The organism is Algoriphagus sp. NBT04N3 (assembly GCF_019443765.1).
Lineage (GTDB): Bacteria > Bacteroidota > Bacteroidia > Cytophagales > Cyclobacteriaceae > Algoriphagus > Algoriphagus ornithinivorans.
In genome coordinates this window covers 4373323-4398815 of sequence record NZ_CP048415.1, presented here as the reverse complement: position 1 = coordinate 4398815, position 25493 = coordinate 4373323, and the positions used below count along the sequence as shown (strand labels likewise).

Below are 25493 nucleotides of genomic sequence, written 5' to 3'. Positions count from 1 at the left end.
TACTCAGGAGCGGAGAAGTGAAAAAAGCATTTTTACACATTTGATTGTGCATTTTTTTGTATTTTTGCACAAATGAATGTGCAAAATGGACGAATTACTTGAAATCTCCCATTCACTAATCAATAATACAAGCCTTGAATTTGAGCGATATTTAAAAGACCAGATTGCTTGGGATGAAAAACTGATTGGTATCAAAGGGGCTAGAGGAACAGGAAAAACTACTTTAATTCTCCAATACCTTAAAAAGAAAAAAAGCGAAGGACTGCTCGTTGCTTATTTTTCATTGGACGAATTGTATTTTTTGGAAAATAACCTTCTTCAAACTGCAAAGACTTTTTACCAAACAGGTGGTAAAGTATTGGCATTGGATGAGGTTCATAAATATCCAAGTTGGTCTCGAGAGCTTAAAAATTTACATGATCGCTACCCAGACCTTCAGATTATTTTCTCTGGATCTTCGATTATTGATATCAGCAAACAGGAAGGGGATATTAGCAGGCGAGCGATCATGTATGAGCTACATGGACTTTCCTTTCGTGAATACTTGAAAATTAAACATAAGCTAGCTCTTCCTCTCCTCAAAATGGATCAAATACTTTTCCCAGAAGGAGATATTAGACAGCTATTTCCCAACGATTTTAAACCTCTCTCCTATTTTAATGATTATTTGACTACTGGCTATTTCCCTTTTTCAGGAGAAAATAAGGAGCTTTATTTTCAGAAATTGAGGCAAATGATCAGAACAATTGTGGAATATGACATGGCAGAAATAAAAGGCTTTGACATCAGAAACGGTAAAAAATTGCTTCAACTGCTTTATATTATTTCACAACGGGTACCCTTCAAACCTAACTTAAGTTCGCTTGCCGAGAAGACCGCCATACATCGAAATTCACTTTCACTATATCTTAGCTATTTAGCAGAAGCACGCTTAATTGATCTCCAATATCCCGCAGGAATCAGTATATCAACGCTTCAGAAGCCTGAAAAAATTTTTTTAAACAACACCAACTATCTCTATGCCTTGGCTGAAATTAAACCTGAAAAAGGGACAGTTAGGGAAATATTTTTTCAAAGTCAGGTAAAAGTAAATCATCGATTAAATTATTCACCTTCAGTTGATTTTTTGGTAAATCAAGAATATCATTTTGAAGTCGGTGGAAAAAGTAAAACTCGAAATCAACTGCTCAGTGATAAACATTTTCTGGTAAAAGACGATTTGGAATTCCCTGCTGGAAAAAGTCTACCTCTCTGGATTTTTGGCTTTATGTATTGATTTTCAATTTCTTTTTCTATTTTATCATAATGAAACAATAAACCATAAATTCCCTTACCTATGAAAACCAACAGAAGAGATTTTTTTAAGAAAGTTGGCGCCGGAACACTCGCCGCTTCCATCCCATTCGCTTCACAAGCACATGCACTTTCCTCCGCACCGAAAGCGGCTTCGGAGGATCAGTTTCTCCAAATCGGAGATAATTTAGCAATCGCCAATACCGACTCAGGAAAAGTACGAGGCTATATCCTGAATGGCGTATTTACCTACTTGGGGATACCCTATGGAGCAGACACTGCTGGAAAAAACCGATTTATGGCACCCAAAAAACCTGAGCCCTGGACTGATGTCAAACCTACTATTTGGTGGGGAAACACCGCTCCCCAGATTATGGATAATCGGTATGCAAATGTCCACTACTCTTTTGCGGATCATTGGAACTATGACGATGTCAGTGAAGACTGTTTGCGCCTAAACGTATGGACCAACGGAATCGCTGATGGGAAAAAGCGCCCAGTGATGGTTTGGCTTCACGGAGGTGGATTTACCAATGGAAATGGAATTGAGCAGGATGGCTATCATGGGGAAAATATTGCCAAAAATGGAGATATCGTCTTCGTATCTATTAATCATCGATTGGGACCAATTGGCTTCACTGATTTATCCGGTGTTGGAGGCGATAAATATAAAGACTCAGGAAATGTTGGCATGTTGGATATCATTGCGGCTTTGAACTGGGTAAAAACTAATATTTCAAATTTTGGTGGAGATCCTGGAAATGTCACCATCATGGGGCAATCCGGAGGAGGTGCGAAAGTAACCTGCACCATGGCCATGCCCGCTTCAGAAGGTAAGGTGCATAAAGGTGTTGCGCTGAGTGGCAGCATGCTTCAAGCTAATGACAAAGAATATGCGCAGACTTTGGGTCGCTATGTCATGGAGGAGGCAAAACTAACGCCTGCTACGCTGGATCAAATTCAGGAAATTTCGTGGAGAGAGTATTTAGATATCGCAAATCGTGCTTTAGTTCGAATGCGGAAAGATAACCCTCAACCAGGCTTCCGAGGCGGTTTTGGTCCTGTTGCTGATGGAGTGCATATTCCGAAAGGTGAGTTCTTTTCAGAAACTTCAGACCATGCAGCCAATATGCCTTTGATGGTTTGTACCACATTCCATGAATGGAACCCAACCCGAACCAATGCCGAACTGGAAAAAATAGATAAAGCCGGGGTAGTGGAGCAGCTAAAAGGTAGATTTGGTGAACAATCTGATGCTATTTATGCCGCTTATGCAAAGGACTTTCCAAATGCATCTCCGGCAGATCTATGGGCAATGATCCTATCCAACCGTCAGGGTGCTATCAACACTTCTACTGCGAAAGCCTCCCAATCTGCGCCTGTTTATTTAGCCTGGTTTGGTTGGGAACCCAATCTTTATGATGGACGCATGAAAGCATTTCACTGCATAGATATCTGTTTCTGGTATCAGAATACCGACCGCATGTACACGCATACTGGAGGAGGAGCCAGACCAAGAGCCTTGTCTGATAAGATGTCTTCTGCATTGCTGGCCTTTATGAAAACAGGGAATCCGAATGGAGGAGGCCTTCCAAATTGGCCAGCATATCAGGTTGCAAATGGAGAAACCATGATTCTTGATGATACCTGTCAAGTGAAAAATAAGCCGGATGCCAATGGATTAGCAGCTTTGATAGCTTAATTTAAATTTGCTCCAATACTAACCCGAACTGGACTTGGATTTCGTTCTGAACCTTCACAGTACCAAAAAACTTAACAGGCGGATTAATTGAGAAGTCTGAAAAAGTAACTGTTTGCTTTCCGCTGAGTGTAGTTTTTCCGTTTTGCTTGATTTGCAATTGACAGGAAATCGGAAATCTTCTACACACACCAGCAAGAGTAATTTCAACATTCCCTTTGAGACTTTCAGAGGGGGTGTTGGGGTTGGTTCGGACAAGATCTAAAAACCTTACTCTTATTTCAGGATGTTCTTCTGCTCTGACAGTTTCATGAAAATCTTTGGTCATCAACTTGTTGTAGCAATTGAAATTGGTTGAATTCAACACAATTTCTCCAGACCAGTGAGCAATGTGCTTTTCGGGAGAAAGCGTTTCAATTAATATATCATTCCCCTGATAACCTAAAGCTGCACATTCGAATTGATTGACATTGGTTTTACCTAAAATTTCAACCACACTTTCCTTAGATACCTTCCAATGCGTAATCTCTACTTTACGCTCTAAGCTGAAACTGAATGACAGTATTACAATAATAAGAGAGATCAATATCTTTTCCATAGCTGTAAAACTTTAAAATCGGCCCCGTTTACAGGGCCGATTGGGGTGGTTTAGTTTCTGGATTAGAAACTAATCGCAGCTTCCAAGTTCACACCTTTGAAGCGACCTTCAAAGTATTTGCTATCCGGAGCAAAACCGTCCTTATACTCTTGATTTACATATTCTAATTTTAGAAGCACATTCTTAGTCATAAACCAACCTCCGCCTAAATTCAATCTTGTAATCTTGGTATCAGGAGCAGTGCTATTTGCATTACCATTCACTGAGTTCCATCTGAGTCCTAGGTAAAACTGCTCGGTGGTACCAAATCTGTAAAGTGTTTCTGCCGCTACTTGAGTGAATTGACCATCTCCTTGGTCTGGAGAGTTGTTAACCACTTCATAGATCCCGAAGAATTCCAAGCCTCTATATTTGATGAAAGGGTTGAACTGCATCGCGGTCATTTGCTTGAATCTTGGATTAAATCTTCCCTCGAAATCACTTGCATTTCCCTCCAAAGCCTGCATCACTCCGTAGTATCTAGAACCAGCTCTGTCTCCTCCGTACAACCAAGTACCTGTGGTAGTACCATTATTCAAGTACCAAGAACCTGTTAATCTTAGGCGTAAATCATCACTCAATTGCTTATCAAAACCCAGTTTTCCGTAGAAAGAAGCCTTATTGTCAGAGTTATCATTGACAATTACATTTTGATTGAGTTTACCATTGGTAAGACCAATGACTCCGATAAACCCATTATTTTGAATGGTTAATTCTCCGAATGCCTCAGTAGAAAATGAGTCCATTATATAGTTTCCGATGAAAGGATTGTAAATCACTCGGGCATTATCAGATCTTCTAAAGTGAGCATCCCCGTAGTTGAATTCATCCAAACCAACAGTTATGGTTGCAACACTCATAAAACCTTCCATAAAACCAGGTCTGATAAAGTCCAACTTATCAATTTGAAGGTGACCACCTTTTACCCAAGCTTCTACATGGTGCTTAGAAGAAAGATAAGTTCTCAAATGCAATCTCATACCATCAGCTAATTGGGTGTTGATGTTAAGATTAGCAGAAGGAAGGTTGAAATTGGAACCTAATTCCACCAAATTATTGAGATTGTTGTAGTTATTAATGGTCTGAAATTGGAGTGCAAAATCACCTCCAACGAATACTCTTACCTTATCAAAGGTACCTTTCGCTTCTTTCGGAGTTTCAAATACATTTAGACCTTCTTTATCATTGGATCTAAAATATTGTAACTCGGTTTTTTCTTGTGCATTTGTTGCCAAAGGGCTCAGCGCCATGAGAATTATCGCCAATGTGCCAAACCAGGTTAATTGCTTTTTCATAACCAATTGAGATAAGGGTTAATTTTTTTGTTCGTAAATCGCTTTGTAAGAAATCTGTAAATCGTTACCGGTTTTGATGGTGTTGAATACAGCAGTCGGTGGACTAAGTTTGAATTGAGTAAAGGTGATCGGAAGATTACCGGAGAAAAGGACAGAATTTCCATTTACCTGGTAATTGACCTTCATTTTTACAGTTTGACTGACTCCTGCTATACTGAGTTTTCCGGTGGCCATCAGGTAGTTGCTCTGAATTTCGTCCAGACTGATTAATTGAAAATCAACTGACTGAAACTGCTCTGCTTTAAGAGCTTCATAAGCATTTTTATCCATGGAGCTCTTTCCGCTTTTCAGGGATTTCACAGGAACTTTTATCGTCAAACTTTGAATTCCTTCCAGCTTTCCACTCAATAGATTTATGGATGCCTGGCCTTGTAAAGGACCTTCGGTTACCATATCCCAATCATGAATTGTAGAAGTGCCGGAAACTTTTACCTCTGCTGAATTTTTGATTGTAAACAACTGTTGCTGAGCGTATCCAACTTGTATTTGGAGTACTCCCAAGATCAGCGTCAACAGTATGTATTTTGTAAGCCTTTCCATCGCATTAAAGGGTTAGTGAACTTGTTTGTTGATCCAAAAGTAGGTTCAGCGATTGGATTAAAACTTGACGAGAATTGGCTAAAAGGATGACTTTTATCAGCTTTTAAAGAATCTACAATAAAATAGCTAAGTTATTCTTTATACTGTTTGGAATGTATTTTGTATCTATTACGGTATTTTATTTTAAAAAAAATCAGCAAGACAGTATTTATATCTTACTTCAATGATTTCGCCTCTTAATAATTTCGTGGACTCAGCTAAAAGTTTTTGGCTTTAGAATGATGAAAATAATATCGGCTTTCAATTAAGAGCAAACCAGCTTCTCGGTTAAAATCAAGGAAATGATCAGAGAATCTTGCATTACATAACAACTATGCCCATGATAATCCACTTGATTTTTTAATATCACCTTCAAGCTCGATTTCAACCGGTTGCATTAAATTTTCCTGATACATTCCTCAAAATTCTGCTTAAAAGCGATTTCTTTTCCCATAAATTAGGCGCTCTTATTCAGACAACTATGACAGATTTTAAAAACTATAAAGTACCCTATTCGATATCCTCAGACTATTCTGAAAAAGTGGCTTACTTCTCTATGGAGTTTGCCATTCACCAACCTTTAAAAATCTATTCAGGTGGCTTGGGATTCCTTTCAGGCTCACATCTCAGAAGTGCCTATGAACTAGGACAAAACCTGATTGGTATAGGCATCCTTTGGAAATACGGCTATTACGATCAGACGAGGCATCATGACCAAACACTTAAGCCAGAGTGGTACGAAAAGACCTACAGCTTCTTGGAGGATACAGGGATCAAGTTTCAGGTAACAGTTCATGATGTGCCAGTTTGGGTCAAGGCTTTCTATTTGACTCCGGATACTTTCAAGTCTGCGCCCTTGTTTCTATTGAGCACAGACCTTCCTGAAAATGACTATCTCAGTCAGACAATCACTCATAAATTATATGACTCCGACACTGCAGCCAAGATTGCGCAGTGTTTACTATTGGGTATAGGCGGAGCCAAATTATTGGATATTCTCAATTTTAATCCGGATGTATATCATTTGAATGAAGCTCATGGAGTCAGTGCCGTATTTCATCTAATGAGAAAATTCGGCAGCAAGAAGGAAGTTCAAAAACGACTGGTCTTCACCACGCATACCCCAGAGGAGGCCGGAAATGAAAAACACGATATTCATCTACTGAATAAAATGAGCTTTTTCAACGGATACTCTGTGGATGAAGTGAAAAAACTCACCGGTATGGAAGGTGATGTTTTCAATCACTCGTTAGCAGCGCTTCGATTCGCCAGAAAAGCGAATGGAGTCTCTGAACTCCATGGAAAAGTCAGTAGGCAAATGTGGAAATCCTACAAAAACATCCCGGAAATTACCCACATTACCAATTCCCAAAACTTCAAATACTGGGCGGATAAGCAACTCTATCATTACATGGAGCAGGACGATGTGGCTCTTTTTGAAGATAGAAAGCAGTTTTTGAAGAAAAGAGCATTTGATATCGTAGCAGATCAGACAGGTAAACTCATGAACCCGAAAGTACTGACTATCGTTTGGGCCAGAAGATTTGCCAGTTACAAAAGAGCCGAATTGATCACTCGGGATATCCGCAGATTTGATGCTTTGATGCGAAACTCCAAGTATCCTATTCAAATCATCTGGGCGGGTAAGCCTTATCCATTAGATTACAATGCCATTTCTGTTTTCAACCAGCTGGTTCATTTGAGCAAGCAATATCCTAATATGGCAGTGTGTACAGGTTATGAGTTGACTCTGAGCAAGCGTCTCAAGCAGGCGTCTGATATTTGGCTGAACAATCCACGTGTGCCGAGAGAAGCCTCTGGCACTTCGGGTATGACCGCATCCATGAATGGAGGGGTAAATCTTTCCACTTTTGACGGGTGGATCTGTGAATTTGCAGAGCATGGAAAAAACAGCTTCATCGTTCCTCCAGCTAACTATGCATCCATGCATGTGGAAGAGCAAGACGAGTACGATTTGAATAAGCTCTATGAAGTGCTGGAAAAAGAAATCCTTCCGCTTTATTACGATAATCCAGAAGGCTGGAGAGCCTTAGTTCAAAAAGGCATGAAAGATGTCATCGGCTTTTTTGAAAGTAATAGAATGGCGAAAGAATACTATGATTTAATGTACAAATCCTGATTCAAAAGATATTTAGACCATTCTGTAAAGCTCAAATCGGATAATTCGATTTGAGCTTTTATTTTGCCTCTCTATTGTATGTAATGATGAAAAAAGCCCTACTCCTTCTGATCCTTTTACCAATTTTCACTTATGCTCAAGATGTAATGCCTCCACTTTTGCCCTGGAAAGGAAAATCGGAAGCCCTCATTGTAGCGAAAGATCATCCTTGGATAACTCCAGGAGAAGCAAGCGACCTGAAAAAATCTCCAACTTATGAGGAAACCTACCTTTGGATCAAAAAATTAGCTGACTCCAGTCCTTACCTCCAACTTAAAAGCCTAGGCAAAAGTGAACAGGGAAGGGATATTTGGATACTCATCGCTTCCAAAAATCAATTTTTTGACGGAGAAAGGTTAAAAAAGGAAGAGAAACCACTGATATTTTTCCACGGGGGAATCCATGCCGGAGAGATCGATGGAAAAGATGCAGGCATGATGTTGATCCGCGATATCATCCATGGAGAAAAAGGCCACTTATTGGATCAGGCCAATATTCTTTTTATCCCCATACTTAATGTGGATGGACATGAAAGAAGAAGCCCTTATGGCCGTGTCAATCAAAGAGGGCCGGTAGAAATGGGTTGGAGAACCAATGCCAAAAACCTAAACCTCAATAGGGATTTTACCAAAATCGAAACTGCTGGAGTTGAGGCCGTCATAGAAGTGATCAATGAATATGAGCCGGATTTATATGTGGATGTGCATGTCACAGATGGTGCAGATTATCAATATGACATCACTTACGGCTTTGTAAAGACAGGAGGATATTCCCCTGCTATCAGTCAGTTTTTAGCTAATACTTTTCAGAAAGAAGTTGATGCTGCTTTGAGTAGCAAGGGTCATATTCCAGGTCCTCTTCTATTCGCTGCGAATGGGGATGATTTTTCCTCCGGAAATGTAGCCTTTTCTTTCAGCCCCAGATTTTCTCATACCTATGGAGATGTTAGGCATTTACCCTCCATTTTGATAGAAAATCACTCTCTAAAGCCATTCAGACAACGCGTATTGGGAACTTATGTCTTCATGGAACAAGCGATTTTGACCATGGCTAAGCATTTTGACGCAGTTAAAAAAGCGGTTGCTGTGGATCAAAATCAGGCAAAGGAATCCCTTGATGTGAAATTCAAATTTAGGGAGAGCCCAGCCGACACCATGCAATTCAAAGGGATAGCATCCAGAAAAGAAAAATCTTCCCTAACTGGATCCGAATATGTGGTTTGGGAAGGTAAGGCAATCACTGAGGAAGTCCCTACCCTTTTGATGGACGTGCCTGTGCAAACAGTCCCTATTCCCAAAGCTTATTGGATTTCCTCAGAGTGGTCGGAGGTCATTGAAAAATTAAAGCTACACGGGATTGATTTGGAAATCTTGAGTGAGCCAAAAGACATCAGGCTAGAATACTCCAAAGTAATAGACTTTAAAATGGGCAGTCAGCCCTATGAAGGCTTAATGAGAGTGCAGGAATTTTCTTCAGAAAAAATCTACCGAACGCAAACTTTCCTTCCAGGCTCCATAAGAGTCAAAACTGACCAAGCTTTGGGGGAACTGGCAGTAATTTTATTGGAAGAGGAATCCGTGGACAGCTTTTTTCAATGGGGATATTTCAATTCCGTATTCAGCCAAACAGAATATATGGAGACTTACATTATGGAGCCTTTGATTGCTCAAATGCTAGCAAAAGATCCAAAGCTCAAAACCGAATTTGAGACGAAAAAATCAGAAGACCCTGACTTCGCTAAAAATGCGAGAAGAATCTATCGCTGGTTTTATGAAAAGACCCCTTATTTTGATCAAAACTGGAAAGTGATTCCAGTGGGAAGAGAATGGTAAATAATATGAAATTCCCATGAGGAAAAATCTCACACAACTTGTCCCGAACTTGTTTCGGGAGGGGGATGCCCCGATAAATCGGGGTAGGGCATTCCATCTGACCTCTAAAAATCAAAATATAAACAGATGAAATCGAGCACGACCCAAAGTGACACACAGAGAGACGCCCCGATGTATCGGGGAACCAATGCGAAGATTCCATCTGACCTTTGAAAAACAAATTATAAACAGATGAAAATAGAGCATATAGCCATTTGGGTAGAGAATCTGGAGAGCATGAAAAATTGGTATTGCCATTACCTGAGCCTTGAAGCAGGAGAGCTTTATATCAATCCAAAAAAAGGGTTCAGTTCTTATTTTTTAAAATTCCCCAATGGTGCAAGACTGGAGCTGATGAATAGACAAGATCTGGAAAGCAGGGCAGAAGGATCAAAAATATATTCAGGCTATGCTCATATAGCTATTTCTTTAGGCTCGAAAGAAAAGGTGGATGAAATGACCCAATTTTTCAAATCTGCGGGCATTCCGATTTTAGATGGACCCAGAACTACAGGCGATGGATATTATGAGTCTGTAATATCAGATCCTGAAGGAAATTTATTGGAATTGACAGTTTAATTGAGGAAAATACCCAATTCTGGAAACCAGACAGGCAGTCCTCAGGTTATTGGAGTAGTTCTGGTAATCAATCGATAATTGAGTACCTTCGCCGTTTAAAATTGCCCATCGATTTATGAGTCAATCCACTGCTTCTCAGGAAGAATTTATTGAAATTTTTGGTGCCCGAGAGCATAATCTGAAAAATCTGGATGTCAGAATTCCCCGCAACCAACTGGTGGTGGTGACAGGTCTGAGCGGAAGCGGAAAAAGCTCCCTCGCTTTTGACACCATTTATTCGGAAGGACAAAGAAGATATTTGGAGAGCTTTTCAGCCTATGCCCGCTCTTTTTTAGGTGGGATGGAAAGACCCGACGTAGATAAAATCAATGGGCTTTCGCCTGTAATTGCCATAGAGCAAAAAACCACCTCGAAAAATCCTCGCTCCACAGTAGGTACTGTTACCGAAATCTATGACTTCATGCGATTGCTATTCGCAAGAGCAGGAGAAGCTTTTTCCTATGAAACAGGGAAAAAGATGGTGAGGCAAACAGAAGACCAGATTATCGAGCAACTTTTCTCCAAGTTTGAAGGAAAAAAACTCTATATCCTTGCTCCGGTAGTCAAAGGAAGGAAAGGACATTACAGGGAGCTTTTTGAGCAGATCAGAAAAATGGGATTCTCCAAAGTTCGGGTTGATGGCGTGGTAATGGAAATGGTTCCCAAAATGCAGGTGGACCGTTATAAAATTCACGACATTGAAATTGTAATCGATCGTATTGTCGCTGATGAGTCCGATAGATTTAGAATCACTCAATCTCTCAAATCTGCCTTGCAACATGGCAAAGGGGTGATCATGATTCGGGATGAGGAAGGAGAAATTCATCATTTCTCCAAGTACTTGATGGATCCGGAAACAGGACTTTCTTACGATGAGCCTGCCCCTAACACTTTTTCTTTCAATAGTCCATATGGAGCCTGCCCTACCTGTAATGGGCTCGGGATTACTGAAGAAATCACCAAAGAAAGTATCATTCCCGATCCCAGTCTGAGTATTACCAGAGGGGGAATTGCTCCTTTGGGCGAATATAGAGATATCTGGATATTTAAGAAAATTGAGGCGATCCTGAAGCATTACAAATGCAGTATGAGTACGCCTATCAATAAGCTTCCTGAAAATGTGGTGGACGTCCTGCTCTACGGAGATAAGGTGGAAGTAGCTGTGGACTCGGTGAAATATCCAGGAACGAAGTGGCATACAACCTTCGAGGGGATCGTCAATTTCCTCCAAAAGTATCAGGAAGGCAGTTCTGAAAAAATTCAGGACTGGGTTTCGGAGTTTACCATCACTCAGACCTGTCCGGATTGTAATGGATATCGTCTGAAGAAGGAAGCACTGCACTTCAAAATCGACGATACGCACATCGGTGAATTAGCTCATAAAGATATCCGAGCTTTAGGAGATTGGTTTGAAGGCGTGGAAAGCCGCATGACTGAGAAGCAGCAGATCATCGGTCAGGAAGTATTGAAAGAAATCAGAAAGAGGATAGGTTTTCTCTTGGATATTGGCTTGGATTATTTGACGCTCAACCGACCATTAAGAACGCTTTCTGGTGGAGAGGCTCAGCGAATCCGTCTGGCAACCCAGATAGGTACTCAGCTTGTGGGAGTGCTTTACATTTTGGATGAACCCAGCATTGGCTTGCACCAGCGGGACAATGTCAAATTGATCAAGGCGCTACAAAGCCTAAGAGATCTTGGTAATTCGGTGCTGGTAGTGGAGCATGATAAAGACATGATGCTCGAATCCGATTTTGTGCTGGATATGGGACCGGGAGCAGGAAGACACGGCGGACATATTGTTGCATCAGGCAAGCCCGAGGAAATTCTGAAGCAAGGAGGAGTAACTGCCGATTATCTGAAAGGGAAACTTGGGCTACCAATTCCCAAAGAACGCAAAAAAGGAAAAGGCGAAAGCTTAATTCTCAAAGGTGCAAGTGGAAATAATCTGAAGAATGTAGATTTAGAAATTCCACTAGGCACTCTGACTTTGATCACCGGCGTCTCCGGATCAGGGAAAAGTACTTTGATTCATGAGACATTGTATCCCATTTTGAGGCAACATATTTATGGATCCAAAAAAGACCCCATGCCTTATGAGAGCTTCAAAGGCTTGGAGCACCTGGATAAAGTAATTGAGGTGGATCAGTCTCCGATTGGTAGAACACCAAGATCAAACCCCGCCACTTACACGGGAGTATTTTCAGATATCAGGACACTTTTTACAGAACTTCCGGAGGCTAAAATCAGGGGATACAAACCGGGAAGATTTTCCTTCAATGTCAAAGGAGGAAGATGTGAGGACTGTGAGGGTGCCGGGATGAAATTGATTGAGATGGACTTCTTACCTGATGTCCACATCCCATGCGAAACTTGCAAAGGAAAGCGCTACAATCGGGAAACTTTGGAAGTACGATTCAAAGGAAAATCCATTTCCGATGTATTGGATATGACGGTAGAGCAGGCAGTGGAATTTTTCCATAACCAACCGAAAATCCTAAGAAAGATCAAGACTTTGAATGATGTGGGTTTAGGTTATATCACACTTGGACAGCATGCTACTACGCTATCCGGAGGTGAGGCGCAGCGGGTGAAATTGGCAACTGAGCTTTCCAAAAAAGACACTGGAAAAACCTTCTATATTCTGGATGAACCCACGACAGGACTGCACTTTCAGGATATTGAGATGCTGATGAAAGTTTTGCAAAAGCTGGTAGACAAAGGCAATACAGTTTTGATTATTGAGCATAACCTAGATGTCATCAAAGTAGCTGATTATGTGGTGGATTTGGGGCCTGAAGGAGGAAACAAAGGGGGAACTATAATCGCAAAAGGCACACCTGAGCAGATTGCGAAGAATGCAAAAAGCCATACAGGCAAGTTTCTGAAAATTGAATTAAATAGCTGATTCAAGGCCAAATCAGTGCTATATTCCTTTTATCACAATCCACTGATTCCTTTTCATAGCTTCAGTATATTTGAGGTTCTATGAATAGAATTCGTTTATACTGGTTGCTACAAATTCTGGGCTGGGGAAGCATTGCTTTTGTCCAGATACTTTTTGCATCCCTTTCCTCCACCGGAATCAATCAAGTTCAGGTTTGGGGCTTTATTGTTCTTGCGGTATTTTATCTGCTTTCAACTCATTTTATTCGCTACATAATCAAAACCTACGATTGGTTCAAGTTGAGCATTCCTCAACTTTTACTGCAGTCCGTCCTGGCAATGTTGGCTCTGAGTTTAGTCAATGTGGTTGTACAGATTCTAATCAACATTGCTTTTGGGATATTAAACCCACAGAATGACTTTCAGCTACTGGTTATTTCAGCCAACCTGTTTATAGCTTTTCTTTTTTATGCCATGTGGTTTTTGCTGTATTTTCTGTTTCACTTTCTGGACAACTACAACAATACCCTAAAATATGAGGCGAAAATCAATCAAATCCGCCTCAACCATCTGAAAAGCCAGCTCAATCCACATTTTATTTTCAACGCTTTGAACAGCGTGAGAGCTTTAGTGGATGAAGATCCGGACAAGGCGAAAAATGCGATCACGAGAATTTCGAATATACTTCGCTTCTCACTGATGATGGATAAAAAACAGACCATTGATTTTGAGGACGAACTGAATACGGTAAAAGATTATCTCATGCTAGAATCCATCCGCTTTGAAGAAAGGCTGCAGGTAGAATATCAAATTGAAGACGAGGCCTTCAATTACAAAATCCCGCCAATGATGCTACAGACCATAGTGGAAAATGCCATTAAGCATGGGATTTCTAATTTGGTAAAAGGGGGGATCATTGAGATCAAATGCAGGGAAGGACTGGAGGATGATTTGTATATCCAAGTTAAAAACAGCGGCTATCTCAAAACTCCTCCGAGCTTGAAGCCCAAAGCCGATGGAGGCCATGGTTTGAGTAATACGGTACAAAGGCTTAAGTTAATTTATGGGGATAAAGCTAGGTTCCGTATATTCAATTCCGGGAATCAATTTGTTATCACCGAAATCAAAATCCCCAAACAAAGAGTAACTTTAGAACAATAAACTGAAAAAATATGCGAGCCATAGTTATTGATGACGAAAGATTGGCAAGAAAAGAGCTGATCAACTTATTAAATCAGCTGGAAACCGTCGAAGTAGTCGGAGAAGCAGTGAATGTGGAGGATGCCAAGGAGAAGATAGATCAACTCAATCCCGATGTGATTTTTCTGGATATTCAAATGCCGGAGAAAACAGGTTTCGATTTGTTGGAGGAGCTGGACAATGTTCCTCACGTAATTTTCACCACAGCTTATGACGAATATGCACTGAAGGCATTCCAGGTAAATGCTTTGGATTATTTGCTGAAGCCTATCGAGCCCAAAAGATTAGAAGAAGCTATTCAGAGACTTTCAGGCAAGATTGAAAATCAAATCAAGCGTGAAGAAGAAGCTGCTTCGACTAATAATAAAAAATTGACCTTGGATGATCAGGTATTTGTCAAAGATGGAGACAGATGCTGGTTTGTTAGGTTGTCCAATGTAAGGCTATTCGAATCCGACGGAAATTATATTAAAGTCTACTTCGATAATTTCAAGCCAATGATCCATAAGTCCCTGAATGCCTTGGATGAAAGACTGGATGAGAAGTCCTTTTTCCGTGCCAGCAGAAAGCATATTATCAACTTAGGTTGGGTCGAAGGTATAGAACCTTGGTTTAATGGAGGCTTGGTTGTCACACTAAAAGGAGGAGACAGAATTGAGGTAAGTCGCAGACAGGCAGCACGATTCAAGGAAATGATGAGCTTATAACTTTCATAACCAAAAAAAAGCATTTGATTTCCCGAATTAAATTCTGTAATTAGTGGAAAAGTAATTTTATATCGCTTTTTTAACCCGATACATCCACTAAAACGCATTATCTGCCAAACCCATGAAAGAAGAGCGGATTTTAATAGTCGAAGACGACCCAAGTATTGCAGAGAATATTCAGGAAATCTTAGAGCTCCTTGGCTATGTCAATATAGACATTGCCAACTCGGCCAATCAGTGTATCAAGGTCATCAAAAAATATCGTCCGGATTTGATATTTATGGATATCAAATTGAAGGGTGATAAAGATGGAATTGAACTGGGGGAAATTGTAAAGCAGATGGTGGATGCACCTTTGGTGTTTGTGACATCTTACTCAGATCCTACCATCATTGAGCGTGCAAAAAGAATTGCCCCTGCAGGGTTTATTGTAAAGCCTTTCAACACCAATGATATCCACGCTATCGTGGAAATCGTGCTTTATAATAAAAGAACCAAGCCTGCTACGGAAACAGCTGCCGTAGTTGCTCCAAAAGAAAGCCCTTATTTGGTCACCGATGCGGTATTTATCAAAGCAGACAATGCTTTTGAAAGAGTGCCGTACGATGAGATTTACTATGTAGAGGCAAATGGAAATATGGTGACTATTTTCACTAAAAATAGAGATTATAGCATCCGCAAGTCCATGAAAGAAATTGAGGAAATTTTACCTTCCCAGTTTTTCCTACGGGTTCAGAAGTCTTTCATCGTTCATTTGGGACAAATTGAAAGCTTTAATACCAAAGAAATTACTCTGAAGAAAGGATCGGTAGTACAAGTTGGAAGACAATATTACAATAGCTTCTTAGCCAAGTTGAATACAATTACGGAAAGTTAAGTTTACACCCACCGACCAATTTTTAAAAATCCTGCTTCCAAAGAGGCAGGATTTTTTTGTACCCTCCAAGGGTTTTAAATCCCTTGGAGGGTTTATTATCATCAAGTAATAAATCGTAAAAGATTTTAATAATCCAGGAAAATGATCCCCTTTTGATTTGATAAAATCAGAAGCAAAATCAATGATATTATCAATATCCAAAGGTTAATTGGGGAAACAAATGATCTTATAATTCAGTATATTTAGCTATGGATTATCAAAAATATATCGAAATCAGAGCAGATAGGAGGTTTGGAAGGCCTTGTATTAAAGGAACCCGAATTTCTGTTTATGATGTACTAAACTGGTTATCCAATGGAATGTCAAAGGAGGAAATTCTTGCTGATTTTGAAGAGTTAAATGAAGAAATGATACATGCGTGTTTAGCTTTTGCAGCAGATAAAGAACATAAACTTCAGTTCACCACTTGAAACTACTTTTTGATCAGAACATATCATCTAAGATTGTTAGACTTTTAGAGGAAAAATTTCCAGGTTCCACACATGTTCTTTTTGAAGGGTTAGAGAATGCTCCAGACTTGAAAATCTTTAATTTTGCAAAGAAAAATGGATATGCAATTGTCACCTTCGATTCAGACTTTGTTGATTTGAGTCTAGTAAAAGACTCTCCACCCAAAATTATTTGGCTCAGATCTGGTAATTTGACAACCACTAATATTTCCAGACTTCTTTTAAACAATTCCAGTAACGTTCAACATTTTTTGGAATCCAAAGAAAAATCGATTTTGGAAATAAATCGATAAAATTCAGTGAACTAAAAACAACCCCTCAGAAAGAATTTATTGTTCTAAGTAAAAGAATGCAGAGCAGGGAATAATCGGAAAAAATATTTTATAAAATGGATATCCGATTCCATTAAATTTAGATTTTTAGCAAGCAGTATCATTTTCGATTCCACCTTCTCATACCGCAAAATGAAAATTCCTGTTTTTAAACTGAAGGAAGATTACTTGCAGAGTAATAAAACCTCCTCAAACAATCTTCAATTAGTATACTAAGCTTTCTTTTTTGTATAATTAAAGAACGGTCAGTTTTTAAAAGAGCTTCCCATTCTTTCGCAGGAAAATGAATTGGCTATAAATGTTAATGCATGAAAAGACTTAGAATAAAAGAGAGTATTAAATTTTTTCTTGAACGCCAGTTTGTCAAAGGAGCTTACGTTCAATTGCTGTATGTAGCATTATTGATTGGATTGATATCACTAATTGGGGGGCTGCTTGTCTTGCCATCAGGAGAACCCACAGGGAATCTTGGAGAAGCGGTTTGGTGGGCCTTTTTACGATTGTCTGATCCTGGATATCTAGGGGATGATGAGGGCAACTGGAGACGCTTTGTATCGACAATACTTACGGTGCTAGGATACGTGGTATTCTTGGGTTCGATGGTGGCCATTATTACCACTTGGATGAATACCAAAATCCGAAGCCTGGAACAAGGTTTTACGCCGGTTGCTGCAAAGAATCACATCTTGATTTTAGGCTGGAACTCCAAGACAAGCTATACTGTAGGAGAAATTATTCAGTCTGTTGGCAGATTAAGAAGATTTTTGAAGTTTTATGGAGCCAGAAGACTGAACTTGATCATTCTTGCAGAAGATGTGACACCAGAGCATGTTCAGGAACTTCGAAGCAATCCTCTGATTGGAAAAGCTGCTGATGACATAGTACTTCGCTCCGGGATACCCATTGACCCTGAAGACCTCAAACGAGTCGACAGTCTCAATGCGGCTGCTATCATTATTCCAAGCTCTTCCTATACAGATCAAGAACTAGTTACCCCTGATGTAGAAACTATTAAAACTTTATTGTCACTCAATGCCGCCGCAGAGGAATCTTCCGGAAATCAAAATTTCCCTTATGTGGTGGCTGAAATCCAAGATGACAATAAAATAGACGCCGCCTATCGGGCCTACTCCGGACCGATGGAGGTAATTGGGAGCAACACCATTATCAGCAGGCTGATTGCTCAAAACATACGACTTCAAGGCTTATCTGTGGTATACAATGAGCTTTTAAGTCATAGTGTACACAACAATCTATATTGCAGAGAATACCCTGAAGTCAAGGGGAAAACAATTCATGATCTCAGGTCGGCATTTCCAAAGGCTGTCATCTTAGGTCTTGTGAGGCATAATGGAGAGGAACCTACTCCCATGCTCAATGTAGCACCGGAATTTGTACTGGAAGAAAATGACAGGCTGGTGCTTATGGCCAGAAGTTCCTCGGATATTGAACTGAAAACCAATATAGCCAACAATCCAGAGCCCCCTATTCAGATCAAAGAAAAGTTGAAAGTAGAAGAGCAGTCAGGAGTTGTAAAAATCCTGATATTGGGATGGAATTTCCACATTCCAGCTTTGGTTCGGGAGCTGAGCACCTATGAAGATGAGTACTATGATATTACCATCGTGGCAGTTTATCCCAAAGAAAAAAGAGAGGCTAGACTGGAAAAAATAAAAAGCATTTCAGAGCGGATAAGAATTCAGCATCTAGAAGAAGACTTTGTCAACGATAACATCCTGCAAAAGATTGATATTTCTGCATTCGATAATATTATCTTGGTCAGTAGTGGGAGAATTCTAGAAAAAGAAGAAGCCGATGCCCGAACCATTGTGGGCTATGTCTTGCTGGAAGAACTTCTAGAAAAACTCGATAAAAAGCCCAATGTCCTATTAGAACTTTCAGATCCGCACAATGAGACCTTATTGAGGAAATACAAGGCAGAAGTGATTATTAGCCCTTTAATCCTAAGTAATCTCTTAGCTGGTACTGCTTTGCAAAGAGAGGTAAACAGCATTTTTAAAGAGCTATTTACTGCGGGAGGAGCAGAAATCATTTTCAGAAGCATACAAGAATATGGCTTGAATCCTGGGCAGATTCCTTTTAGACAATTAGAAGACAAGGCATCTGAATTTGGAGAAATTGCTCTGGGAATATATAAGCCCAATTCCTTAAAAAAGGAGCAGCAACTGATTCTCAATCCTGAAAAAAATAGAAATCTAGAGATCAGTTCTGAGGTATTATTGGTGGTTTTGACGACGGTTTATTGATTGATCTTCAAAGCTATACCTATTGCTATATTGGCAGGTGGACAAAAAATCATGATAATCTTCATTAAAACCTAAGAAGAAAGGAAGTGGTTTTTAAAATTTATTTTAACTTGTTTTATCGTTTATTTTTTTCCGATGAAAACAATTTTTATCAAGAGCGCTATCATTCAGAAAAAGGCGGCAGTTCTGTTGGAATTTGCTTTTGATCATGAGTTGAAAGAACTAGTCAAGACTATTCCAGGAGCAAGGTGGAAGACGGATTTAAAGGTTTGGGCAGTCCCCTACTCTGATGATATTATATCTAATCTTTTAAACTTATTTAAGGGCAAAGCTTGGCTGGACTATAGCAACTTTAAAAAATTGGTGGAGCCGGAGGAATCTCAACACATCAAGCTGGCGCCAAGCAGTGCGCGCTCACTTGCTGAGCTCGAAAGATTTACGGACTGGATGCGAAATAGAAGATACTCTGAGTCTACCATTAAAAATTACACACAAAGCCTCAGTTTATTTTTCAGATTTACAGGGAACAAAAACCCGGAAGAAATTACTAATGCTGATTTGGAATTATTTCACAAAGATTATATCCTAAGTAGAAACTATTCTGCTGCCTTCCAATCCTTGGTCATCAATGCCGTGAAGTTATATTTTTCAAACAGGCTCAAACGAAAACTGGAACCGATCGAAATTGAAAGACCCAAAACCCCAAGATTATTGCCTCACGTCCTGAGCAAAGAAGAAGTAAAAGCCATCCTAGGAGCTCATCAAAATATCAAGCACCGTACGATGCTGAGTTTAATTTACGCTTGTGGTCTTAGAAGGTCCGAGCTCTTGAATCTAAAACCACAGGACATAGATTCAAAACGGGGCATGCTACGAATTAATCAAGGAAAAGGCAAGAAAGACCGTTTGGTGCCAATCAGTGAGAAAATTCTAGAACTGCTACGCGAGTGTTACAAAAATGAAAAACCTAAAGTATATTTATTTGAAGGGCAAGTGGCTGGAGAAAAATATAGTGAAGGGAGTCTCCAAAAAGTTTTGAAATCAGCTTTAGACAAATCAGGTATCAAAAGGCCGGTTACCTTGCATTGGTTGCGTCACTCTTATGCCACTCACTTATTGGAAAGTGGGACTGACCTACGATATATTCAGGAATTACTCGGACATAATTCCAGTAAAACAACGGAGATCTACACCCATGTAAGTCAAAGAAGCCTTCAAAAAATTCAAAGTCCCTTCGACAGTCTATAAAAAATAAAAGTTACCAAAGGTGCATATACTTGACCTCATTGGGCAAGTATATTTAAAAAAGGTACAGCAATAAATAAGTTGGCAGCAAGCGTAAAACGACAACTCAGTTAGGCGACAGTAGATGTACACCCTTTTTGTCACTTCGTTAGTAATTCAATTATTCGTTTATTATCTTGGATTACAGCATGGTCAAGAGGTGTTTTACCTCTATCGTCTTTTATTGATTTATTAGCTCCTGATTCTAAAAGTAATTTTCCCATTTCATAAGTTCCAAAATTTGCAACAAAGATAAGGGCAGTTGCTCCATTGAAATTTTGAATATTTAAGTCAGCACCTGACTTGACTAGTAAATTAATTTGACTGGAATAACCTTTAAAAATAGCCCCCATTAGTGCCGTATTTCCAGAATTATCTTGAGCATTTACATTTGCCCCTTTAGAAATCAAATATTGCGATAGTGAAACATGATTGTTATAGACTGCCAATATTAATGGCGTAAATCCCTTTTCATCTTTGGTGTTAATTAACGATGAGTCTGATGCTACTAATTTTTTTACACCATCAATGTTTCCTTTTCTACATTCATCTAATAATATTGAACTTTGTTGAGCTACAGCTCCTTGTAAACATCCTGTTAGTGTAAATAAAAGAAGAAGTAATTTCATATTTATCGCATTTTAAATTTATTTCGTTCGGGCCAGTTCTAAGACCCGAACGAAATAATTATTCTTTATCTAAAATCTTTTTCATTAAATCCAAGACCCTTGGCGAGTCGAGTACCAAAATCATTGTCTGCACGGTAGAAGTATGTTATCATAGTTTTTTGAACTTCTTTGTCTTTAACTTGTCCCAAGTCGCCTACCAAATTGCTAATTAGATTATCTTTCTCTGCTTTTGTAAGAGAGCGATAATAATCCCCAGCTTGACCAAAATCATTAGTTTTTGAAATGTTGTTTTGCGTTAGTACCACATTATTAACTGGAGTTTCAAAGTATTTGTATTCGCTGCTTTGATTAACAGCAACCTTTCTGCTTGGTTGATAATTTACATCTGGATTTTCAAATCTGTCATTTCCAGTACTTGCGTAGCTATCTGCATTATAATTTACAACTTTGTTTTTGGGCTTATTAACATCGAGTTGAAGATAATTTGGCCCAAGTCTGTGTCTGTGCGTGTCAAAATAAGAAAATAATCTTCCTTGAAGCAGCTTGTCTTCAGATGGCTCAACCCCTGGAATCAATGAACCAGGTGAAACTGCCATTTGTTCAATCTCTTGAAAATAATTTACAGGGTTTCTATTTAAAGTCATCGTACCAACTTTAATTCTTTTAACCTTATCCGTTGGCCATATTTTAGTTGCATCTAATGGCCAAAAATCAAAATTATTAAGTTCTGATGGCTTTAGAATCTGCACATACAAATCCCATTGGGGATATTTCCCTTCTTTGATATCATTGTACAACGAAACAGTAGCATGTTGCCAATCTTGTCCTTGTTGTATGGCAGCTTCTTTTACAGTCAAGTTCCTCTCACCTTGTTTAGGTTCCCAATGGTACTTTACATAATGAACTTCTCTCTTACTGTTTATCCATTTAAAAGCATGTACACTACTTCCTATCATATATTGATATCCTTGAGGAATACCATAATCTGTATAAAGACGTGTAAGCATATGTGTTGCTTCTGGTACATGTGAGAAAAAGTCGAAAAATCTGTTAGGGTCTTGTTTGTTCGTTATTGGAGATGGCTTTAATGAATGAACCATATCAGGGAACTTCATTGCATCTCTGATGAAGAATACGGGCAAATTATTGCCCACTATATCATAATTACCCTGTTCAGTATAAAATTTAACGGCAAAGCCCCTTGGATCTCTTACTGTTTCAGGGGAACCCGTACCATGAATTACTGTTGAAAACCTAACAGCAACATCAGTTTTTTTACCGATACTTTGAAAAGGTACAGCCATCGTGTAAGCAGACATGTCAGCTGACGATTCAAAAACACCAAATGCTCCTGCCCCCCTCGCATGTACTACCCGTTCTGGAATTCTCTCCCTGTCAAATGCTGCCAGCTTTTCAATTAAGTGGATGTCCTCTAACAATACAGGTCCTTGTGTACCTACAGTTTTAGAATTTTGATTGTCGCCAACTGGTGCCCCATAGTTGGTTGTCATCTTTTGAGCCAAAGCGGGCATAGCCGCAAGGCTTATTGCAATGATTAAAATTTTAGACTTCATATTTTTTTACGTTTTGATTCGTGACAAAGAAAAAAAAGGTTTGCTTATCAAACAAATTGATATTTTTGTAATCCTTATTTAAAATATCAATATGACTCTGCAACAGATTAAATATGTTCTTGCGTTAGACTCGCACAGACATTTTGTTAATGCAGCTGAAAGCTGCTTTGTTGGGCAATCAACCCTAACCATTCAGGTAAAGAAATTGGAAGAAGAAATAGGCGTAACATTATTTGACAGAAACGAACACCCGCTAAAGCCAACTCCTTTAGGTGAAATATTTATTGCAAAATCCCGTCAAATAATGAGAGAAATACAAGAACTTAAGGATATTTTTAATGATGAACTCAGTCAAATAAAAGGGATTTTTAAAGCCGGTATTATACCTACATTGACCCCTTATCTATTGCCAACATTTGTAGATTCTTTTTTTAAAAAGCATAATCAAACTTTTTTTGAAATTGAAGAATTAGAGAGCGAATCAATTATTCAGTCGCTTAAAATTGGAAAATTAGATCTAGCAATAATGGCAACACCTTTGAATGACACACAGCTTCGAGAAATTCCCCTTTTTTACGAACCGTTTCTACTGTTTGCCCATGAAAAGAACCAAATGCTGAAAAATCGAAAAATAAAGATAAGCGAATTAACCTATACGGATATTTGGCTTCTCAAACAGGGACATTGCTTTAGAAACCAAATAATAAATATTTGCGACTTAAAGCATTTGAATCCAAATCGAAATATTCTATTGGAAGGAGGCAATATCGAAACTCTAAAAATTATGATTAAACAAACATCAGGTTACACACTCATACCTGAATTAGCTTTCAATGAAAATTTGGATAAAAATAATGTAATCAGATTTGAAGCTCCAGAACCTTGCAGAGAAATTAGCCTTGTAGTTCATAAAAACTTTAACAAAGAAAAATTGATTGAGGAACTACGGAAATCAATACTTGCAAGTATTCCAAAAAAATTTAAAACAAATGAAAGATTTTATACCGTCAAATGGAGATAACGAGACAGTACTTGTTTGTAAGAATATTCACACGTTGTCTATAAAAAATAAGAACGCCAGCTGCCAGTCGAGTAGGTAAAGGGGAATTCCACCCCTAAACCTCTCACAGAACCGTACGTGAACCTCTCGATTCATACGGCTCTTATTATGCAGTCGGTTTATAGTCTATCAAGTTAGACTAACTTGTATCCCAGTTCCCAATGGTAGAACAGGTTTGGATAAGAGACCGTAACTTGTCTAAGCCATTTCACTGCTTTGACCTTGCTTCCTTTAAAGCTCTTGTACTTGTTCAGAATCCACCTGATCAATCGATGGTGCAGATAATAGAACACCGGTTTTAGACTTCTTCGGCTTATCTTCCCATAGTATTGAACCCACCCTCGTATCTTTGGATTTAGCAATATGGCCAGATCCTGAATACCCCTTTGGGTTTTGTTATGGAAATTGAGCTTTCGGAGTTCTCCGTTGATGCGCACTTTGGACTTTCGGCTCATCTTACAATCAAATTGCAGAAAGCTTCCCCATTTCTTAATCTGTTTCTCATGGGCTGAAAACTAAAGCCCAGAAAGTCAAACTGTACAGGGTAATCATTCAGATTTCTGCCTTCCTTCTTACAGTAAACAATTTTCGTCTTTTCGGGATGGGCTCTCAAGCCGCATTTTTCTAAACGATCCTTCAAATCTGTAAGTGTTCTGACAGCTTCCTGATAGCTACTGCAATGGATAATAAGGTCATCAGCATACCGAACCATGATTACGGATGGATGGAATTTCTCCAGCCATTTATCAACACAATAATGCATGTAAAGATTGGCAAGAAGCGGGCTGATTACCCTCCCTGAGGAGTACCTTTTCCCGTGGATACTTTGACCGCACCATCCTCAAGTATGACTGGTGCTTCCAGCCACCTTTTGATGTACAGCAATACCCATTTCTCTGAACGTGTGTCTTTCCAAAGCTTTCAACAAAAGCTCATGGTTCACATTTTCGAAGAACTCCTGTATATCCAAATCTATAACCCAGCTGTATCGACGTACATTCTGTTGTACGCTTTGGATTGCTGTGTGCGCATTTTTGTTCGGGCGGTATCCGTAGGAATTGTCCACAAATACTGATTCCAGCCTTGGTTCTAGGTACGTCTTTACTACCTGTTGGGCAATCCTGTCGCTTACAGTGGGAATTCCCAAAGGACGGGTCTTACCCCCTGCCTTGGGTATTGTTACCCGCTTTATCGCTGGTGCAAAGTAACTTCCAGAAGCCAGTCTGTTCCAGAGTTTGTACAGTTCTTTGGAACGTACCCTGTCAAATTCCGACAGGCTCTGCTGGTCAATCCCTGCACTACCTCCATTACTTTTTACCTTCTTGTAGGATTCCCAAACCATCTCTTTGGTAATTGGTACCGACTTTGTCTGTTCTTTAAAAATCATCCTTAACTAGTTAAGTTGTTCTTAAATTAAAACTGCATAATTGAAGCCCTTCGCTCCGCTCCCATTACAGGAGTTTCATCACTACTACGACTTCATCCGTCACCTATATACTCATCAGTAATCAACTCACAGGTATTGCCTGCTTGTGTTTTCCTTTTGGCATAGCATATAGGCTTCCTGCGATTCCACAATAAAGCCTGAATAGAAGTCATGCCCCCTTTATGACGGTTGCCGTATAGACAGTAAATTAGGCACCTTCTATACTTATCTCCGGCCTCTCGATATAAACCGGATTTTGACAACGACTGGTCTTTTCGTCACTTCATCGGAAGGTTCGCTTTCGCTCATCTCTTCTATCCTTACCTGACCATTTAAACAGCCTTTTCTTCTATCGCTTCACACATCATTGTTACCGCAGATGCATCATAGAAGTGGTTTGGTGAGTGTTCCTAAACAACCCTCACCGAGGGCCTGCCCTCATCTTTATCATAGCTTACACAGCACACATCGAGTAGACGGCCGTGAGCCATAGGCCCACGGTGCGCCTCTC

General features: G+C 39.5%; 22 protein-coding genes. 14 read left to right on the top strand and 8 right to left on the bottom strand.

What is annotated here, in order from left to right:
* Positions 1 to 85 precede the first annotated feature (85 nt).
* Both GYM62_RS19185 and GYM62_RS19180 read left to right on the top strand, forming a co-directional pair.
* The gene (locus GYM62_RS19185; protein WP_219957596.1) at positions 86 to 1276 is read left to right on the top strand and encodes an ATP-binding protein; all 1191 of its coding nucleotides are present in this window, start codon (positions 86 to 88) and stop codon (positions 1274 to 1276) included.
* A gap of 60 nt (positions 1277 to 1336) precedes the next feature.
* Complete coding sequence (locus tag GYM62_RS19180; protein ID WP_219957595.1) at positions 1337 to 2995, top strand: carboxylesterase/lipase family protein; 1659 nt, start codon at positions 1337 to 1339, stop codon at positions 2993 to 2995.
* A 1-nt stretch (position 2996) separates the two neighbouring features.
* Here GYM62_RS19180 and GYM62_RS19175 read toward each other — a convergent pair whose 3' ends face one another.
* The 3 genes from GYM62_RS19175 to GYM62_RS19165 form a co-directional block, all read right to left on the bottom strand.
* A complete protein-coding gene (locus GYM62_RS19175; protein WP_219957594.1) occupies positions 2997 to 3590 on the bottom strand; it encodes a YceI family protein in 594 nt (197 codons plus the stop codon).
* A gap of 62 nt (positions 3591 to 3652) precedes the next feature.
* Positions 3653 to 4924, bottom strand: coding sequence for a hypothetical protein (locus GYM62_RS19170; RefSeq protein WP_219957593.1), 1272 nt, complete (start codon positions 4922 to 4924; stop codon positions 3653 to 3655).
* 18 nt (positions 4925 to 4942) lie between these two features.
* Positions 4943 to 5524 carry a YceI family protein gene (locus tag GYM62_RS19165; protein ID WP_219957592.1) on the bottom strand — a complete coding sequence of 194 codons (582 nt, stop codon included), beginning with the start codon at positions 5522 to 5524 and terminating at the stop codon, positions 4943 to 4945.
* Positions 5525 to 6044: 520 nt separating this feature from the next.
* Here GYM62_RS19165 and glgP point away from each other — a divergent pair.
* The 11 genes from glgP (at position 6045) to xerA (ending at position 20257) form a co-directional block, all read left to right on the top strand.
* Complete coding sequence (gene glgP / locus GYM62_RS19160; RefSeq protein WP_219957591.1) at positions 6045 to 7703, top strand: alpha-glucan family phosphorylase; 1659 nt, start codon at positions 6045 to 6047, stop codon at positions 7701 to 7703.
* A gap of 83 nt (positions 7704 to 7786) precedes the next feature.
* The gene (locus tag GYM62_RS19155; protein WP_219957590.1) at positions 7787 to 9574 is read left to right on the top strand and encodes a M14 family metallopeptidase; all 1788 of its coding nucleotides are present in this window, start codon (positions 7787 to 7789) and stop codon (positions 9572 to 9574) included.
* 231 nt (positions 9575 to 9805) lie between these two features.
* Positions 9806 to 10192 carry a VOC family protein gene (locus GYM62_RS19150; protein ID WP_219957589.1) on the top strand — a complete coding sequence of 129 codons (387 nt, stop codon included), beginning with the start codon at positions 9806 to 9808 and terminating at the stop codon, positions 10190 to 10192.
* Positions 10193 to 10307: 115 nt separating this feature from the next.
* On the top strand, positions 10308 to 13139 hold the full coding sequence (gene uvrA / locus GYM62_RS19145; protein ID WP_219957588.1) for an excinuclease ABC subunit UvrA: 2832 nt from the start codon (positions 10308 to 10310) through the stop codon (positions 13137 to 13139).
* 80 nt (positions 13140 to 13219) lie between these two features.
* The gene (locus GYM62_RS19140) at positions 13220 to 14278 is read left to right on the top strand and encodes a sensor histidine kinase (protein ID WP_144607465.1); all 1059 of its coding nucleotides are present in this window, start codon (positions 13220 to 13222) and stop codon (positions 14276 to 14278) included.
* 11 nt (positions 14279 to 14289) lie between these two features.
* On the top strand, positions 14290 to 15024 hold the full coding sequence (locus GYM62_RS19135; RefSeq protein ID WP_091651629.1) for a LytTR family DNA-binding domain-containing protein: 735 nt from the start codon (positions 14290 to 14292) through the stop codon (positions 15022 to 15024).
* Between the two features lie 121 nt (positions 15025 to 15145).
* Positions 15146 to 15901, top strand: coding sequence for a LytTR family DNA-binding domain-containing protein (locus tag GYM62_RS19130; protein WP_219957587.1), 756 nt, complete (start codon positions 15146 to 15148; stop codon positions 15899 to 15901).
* A 248-nt stretch (positions 15902 to 16149) separates the two neighbouring features.
* On the top strand, positions 16150 to 16371 hold the full coding sequence (locus tag GYM62_RS19125) for a DUF433 domain-containing protein (RefSeq protein WP_219957586.1): 222 nt from the start codon (positions 16150 to 16152) through the stop codon (positions 16369 to 16371).
* Positions 16368 to 16703, top strand: a complete 336-nt coding sequence (locus tag GYM62_RS19120) for a DUF5615 family PIN-like protein (protein ID WP_091651638.1) — start codon at positions 16368 to 16370, stop codon at positions 16701 to 16703. Before GYM62_RS19125 ends, GYM62_RS19120 begins: the two co-directional genes overlap by 4 nt.
* 347 nt (positions 16704 to 17050) lie before the next feature.
* Entirely contained in the window at positions 17051 to 19009 is a 1959-nt protein-coding gene (locus tag GYM62_RS19115; protein ID WP_219957585.1) for a hypothetical protein, read from the top strand.
* A 135-nt stretch (positions 19010 to 19144) separates the two neighbouring features.
* On the top strand, positions 19145 to 20257 hold the full coding sequence (gene xerA / locus GYM62_RS19110; RefSeq protein WP_219957584.1) for a site-specific tyrosine recombinase/integron integrase: 1113 nt from the start codon (positions 19145 to 19147) through the stop codon (positions 20255 to 20257).
* 137 nt (positions 20258 to 20394) lie between these two features.
* Here the strand turns inward: xerA and GYM62_RS19105 are convergent, their stop codons facing one another.
* On the bottom strand, positions 20395 to 20922 hold the full coding sequence (locus GYM62_RS19105) for an ankyrin repeat domain-containing protein (protein WP_219957583.1): 528 nt from the start codon (positions 20920 to 20922) through the stop codon (positions 20395 to 20397).
* Between the two features lie 65 nt (positions 20923 to 20987).
* The gene (locus GYM62_RS19100; RefSeq protein ID WP_255590443.1) at positions 20988 to 22496 is read right to left on the bottom strand and encodes a catalase; all 1509 of its coding nucleotides are present in this window, start codon (positions 22494 to 22496) and stop codon (positions 20988 to 20990) included.
* Positions 22497 to 22587: 91 nt separating this feature from the next.
* Here GYM62_RS19100 and GYM62_RS19095 point away from each other — a divergent pair, with 91 nt between their 5' ends.
* Positions 22588 to 23517, top strand: a complete 930-nt coding sequence (locus GYM62_RS19095) for a LysR family transcriptional regulator (RefSeq protein WP_219957582.1) — start codon at positions 22588 to 22590, stop codon at positions 23515 to 23517.
* A gap of 173 nt (positions 23518 to 23690) precedes the next feature.
* Here GYM62_RS19095 and GYM62_RS21110 read toward each other — a convergent pair whose 3' ends face one another.
* The 3 genes from GYM62_RS21110 to GYM62_RS21200 all read right to left on the bottom strand — a co-directional run bounded on the left by GYM62_RS21110 (position 23691) and on the right by GYM62_RS21200 (position 24943).
* Positions 23691 to 24011, bottom strand: coding sequence for a group II intron maturase-specific domain-containing protein (locus tag GYM62_RS21110; protein ID WP_255590341.1), 321 nt, complete (start codon positions 24009 to 24011; stop codon positions 23691 to 23693).
* Positions 24008 to 24319, bottom strand: coding sequence for a reverse transcriptase domain-containing protein (locus tag GYM62_RS21205; RefSeq protein ID WP_255590400.1), 312 nt, complete (start codon positions 24317 to 24319; stop codon positions 24008 to 24010). The genes GYM62_RS21110 and GYM62_RS21205 overlap by 4 nt, the downstream gene beginning before the upstream one ends.
* 78 nt (positions 24320 to 24397) lie before the next feature.
* Positions 24398 to 24943 (bottom strand): reverse transcriptase domain-containing protein, encoded by a 546-nt coding sequence (locus GYM62_RS21200; RefSeq protein WP_370627644.1) that lies wholly within the window; start codon positions 24941 to 24943, stop codon positions 24398 to 24400.
* Positions 24944 to 25493 lie beyond the last annotated feature (550 nt).

Coding starts and splice junctions, on each gene's coding strand:
- GYM62_RS19185 (WP_219957596.1), top strand. CDS start 86: ATGGACGAATTACTTGAAATCTCCCATTCACTAATCAATAATACAAGC.
- GYM62_RS19180 (WP_219957595.1), top strand. CDS start 1,337: ATGAAAACCAACAGAAGAGATTTTTTTAAGAAAGTTGGCGCCGGAACA.
- GYM62_RS19175 (WP_219957594.1), bottom strand. CDS start 3,590: ATGGAAAAGATATTGATCTCTCTTATTATTGTAATACTGTCATTCAGT.
- GYM62_RS19170 (WP_219957593.1), bottom strand. CDS start 4,924: ATGAAAAAGCAATTAACCTGGTTTGGCACATTGGCGATAATTCTCATG.
- GYM62_RS19165 (WP_219957592.1), bottom strand. CDS start 5,524: ATGGAAAGGCTTACAAAATACATACTGTTGACGCTGATCTTGGGAGTA.
- glgP (WP_219957591.1), top strand. CDS start 6,045: ATGACAGATTTTAAAAACTATAAAGTACCCTATTCGATATCCTCAGAC.
- GYM62_RS19155 (WP_219957590.1), top strand. CDS start 7,787: ATGATGAAAAAAGCCCTACTCCTTCTGATCCTTTTACCAATTTTCACT.
- GYM62_RS19150 (WP_219957589.1), top strand. CDS start 9,806: ATGAAAATAGAGCATATAGCCATTTGGGTAGAGAATCTGGAGAGCATG.
- uvrA (WP_219957588.1), top strand. CDS start 10,308: ATGAGTCAATCCACTGCTTCTCAGGAAGAATTTATTGAAATTTTTGGT.
- GYM62_RS19140 (WP_144607465.1), top strand. CDS start 13,220: ATGAATAGAATTCGTTTATACTGGTTGCTACAAATTCTGGGCTGGGGA.
- GYM62_RS19135 (WP_091651629.1), top strand. CDS start 14,290: ATGCGAGCCATAGTTATTGATGACGAAAGATTGGCAAGAAAAGAGCTG.
- GYM62_RS19130 (WP_219957587.1), top strand. CDS start 15,146: ATGAAAGAAGAGCGGATTTTAATAGTCGAAGACGACCCAAGTATTGCA.
- GYM62_RS19125 (WP_219957586.1), top strand. CDS start 16,150: ATGGATTATCAAAAATATATCGAAATCAGAGCAGATAGGAGGTTTGGA.
- GYM62_RS19115 (WP_219957585.1), top strand. CDS start 17,051: ATGAAAAGACTTAGAATAAAAGAGAGTATTAAATTTTTTCTTGAACGC.
- xerA (WP_219957584.1), top strand. CDS start 19,145: ATGAAAACAATTTTTATCAAGAGCGCTATCATTCAGAAAAAGGCGGCA.
- GYM62_RS19105 (WP_219957583.1), bottom strand. CDS start 20,922: ATGAAATTACTTCTTCTTTTATTTACACTAACAGGATGTTTACAAGGA.
- GYM62_RS19100 (WP_255590443.1), bottom strand. CDS start 22,496: ATGAAGTCTAAAATTTTAATCATTGCAATAAGCCTTGCGGCTATGCCC.
- GYM62_RS19095 (WP_219957582.1), top strand. CDS start 22,588: ATGACTCTGCAACAGATTAAATATGTTCTTGCGTTAGACTCGCACAGA.
- GYM62_RS21110 (WP_255590341.1), bottom strand. CDS start 24,011: ATGAGCCGAAAGTCCAAAGTGCGCATCAACGGAGAACTCCGAAAGCTC.
- GYM62_RS21205 (WP_255590400.1), bottom strand. CDS start 24,319: ATGCATTATTGTGTTGATAAATGGCTGGAGAAATTCCATCCATCCGTA.
- GYM62_RS21200 (WP_370627644.1), bottom strand. CDS start 24,943: ATGATTTTTAAAGAACAGACAAAGTCGGTACCAATTACCAAAGAGATG.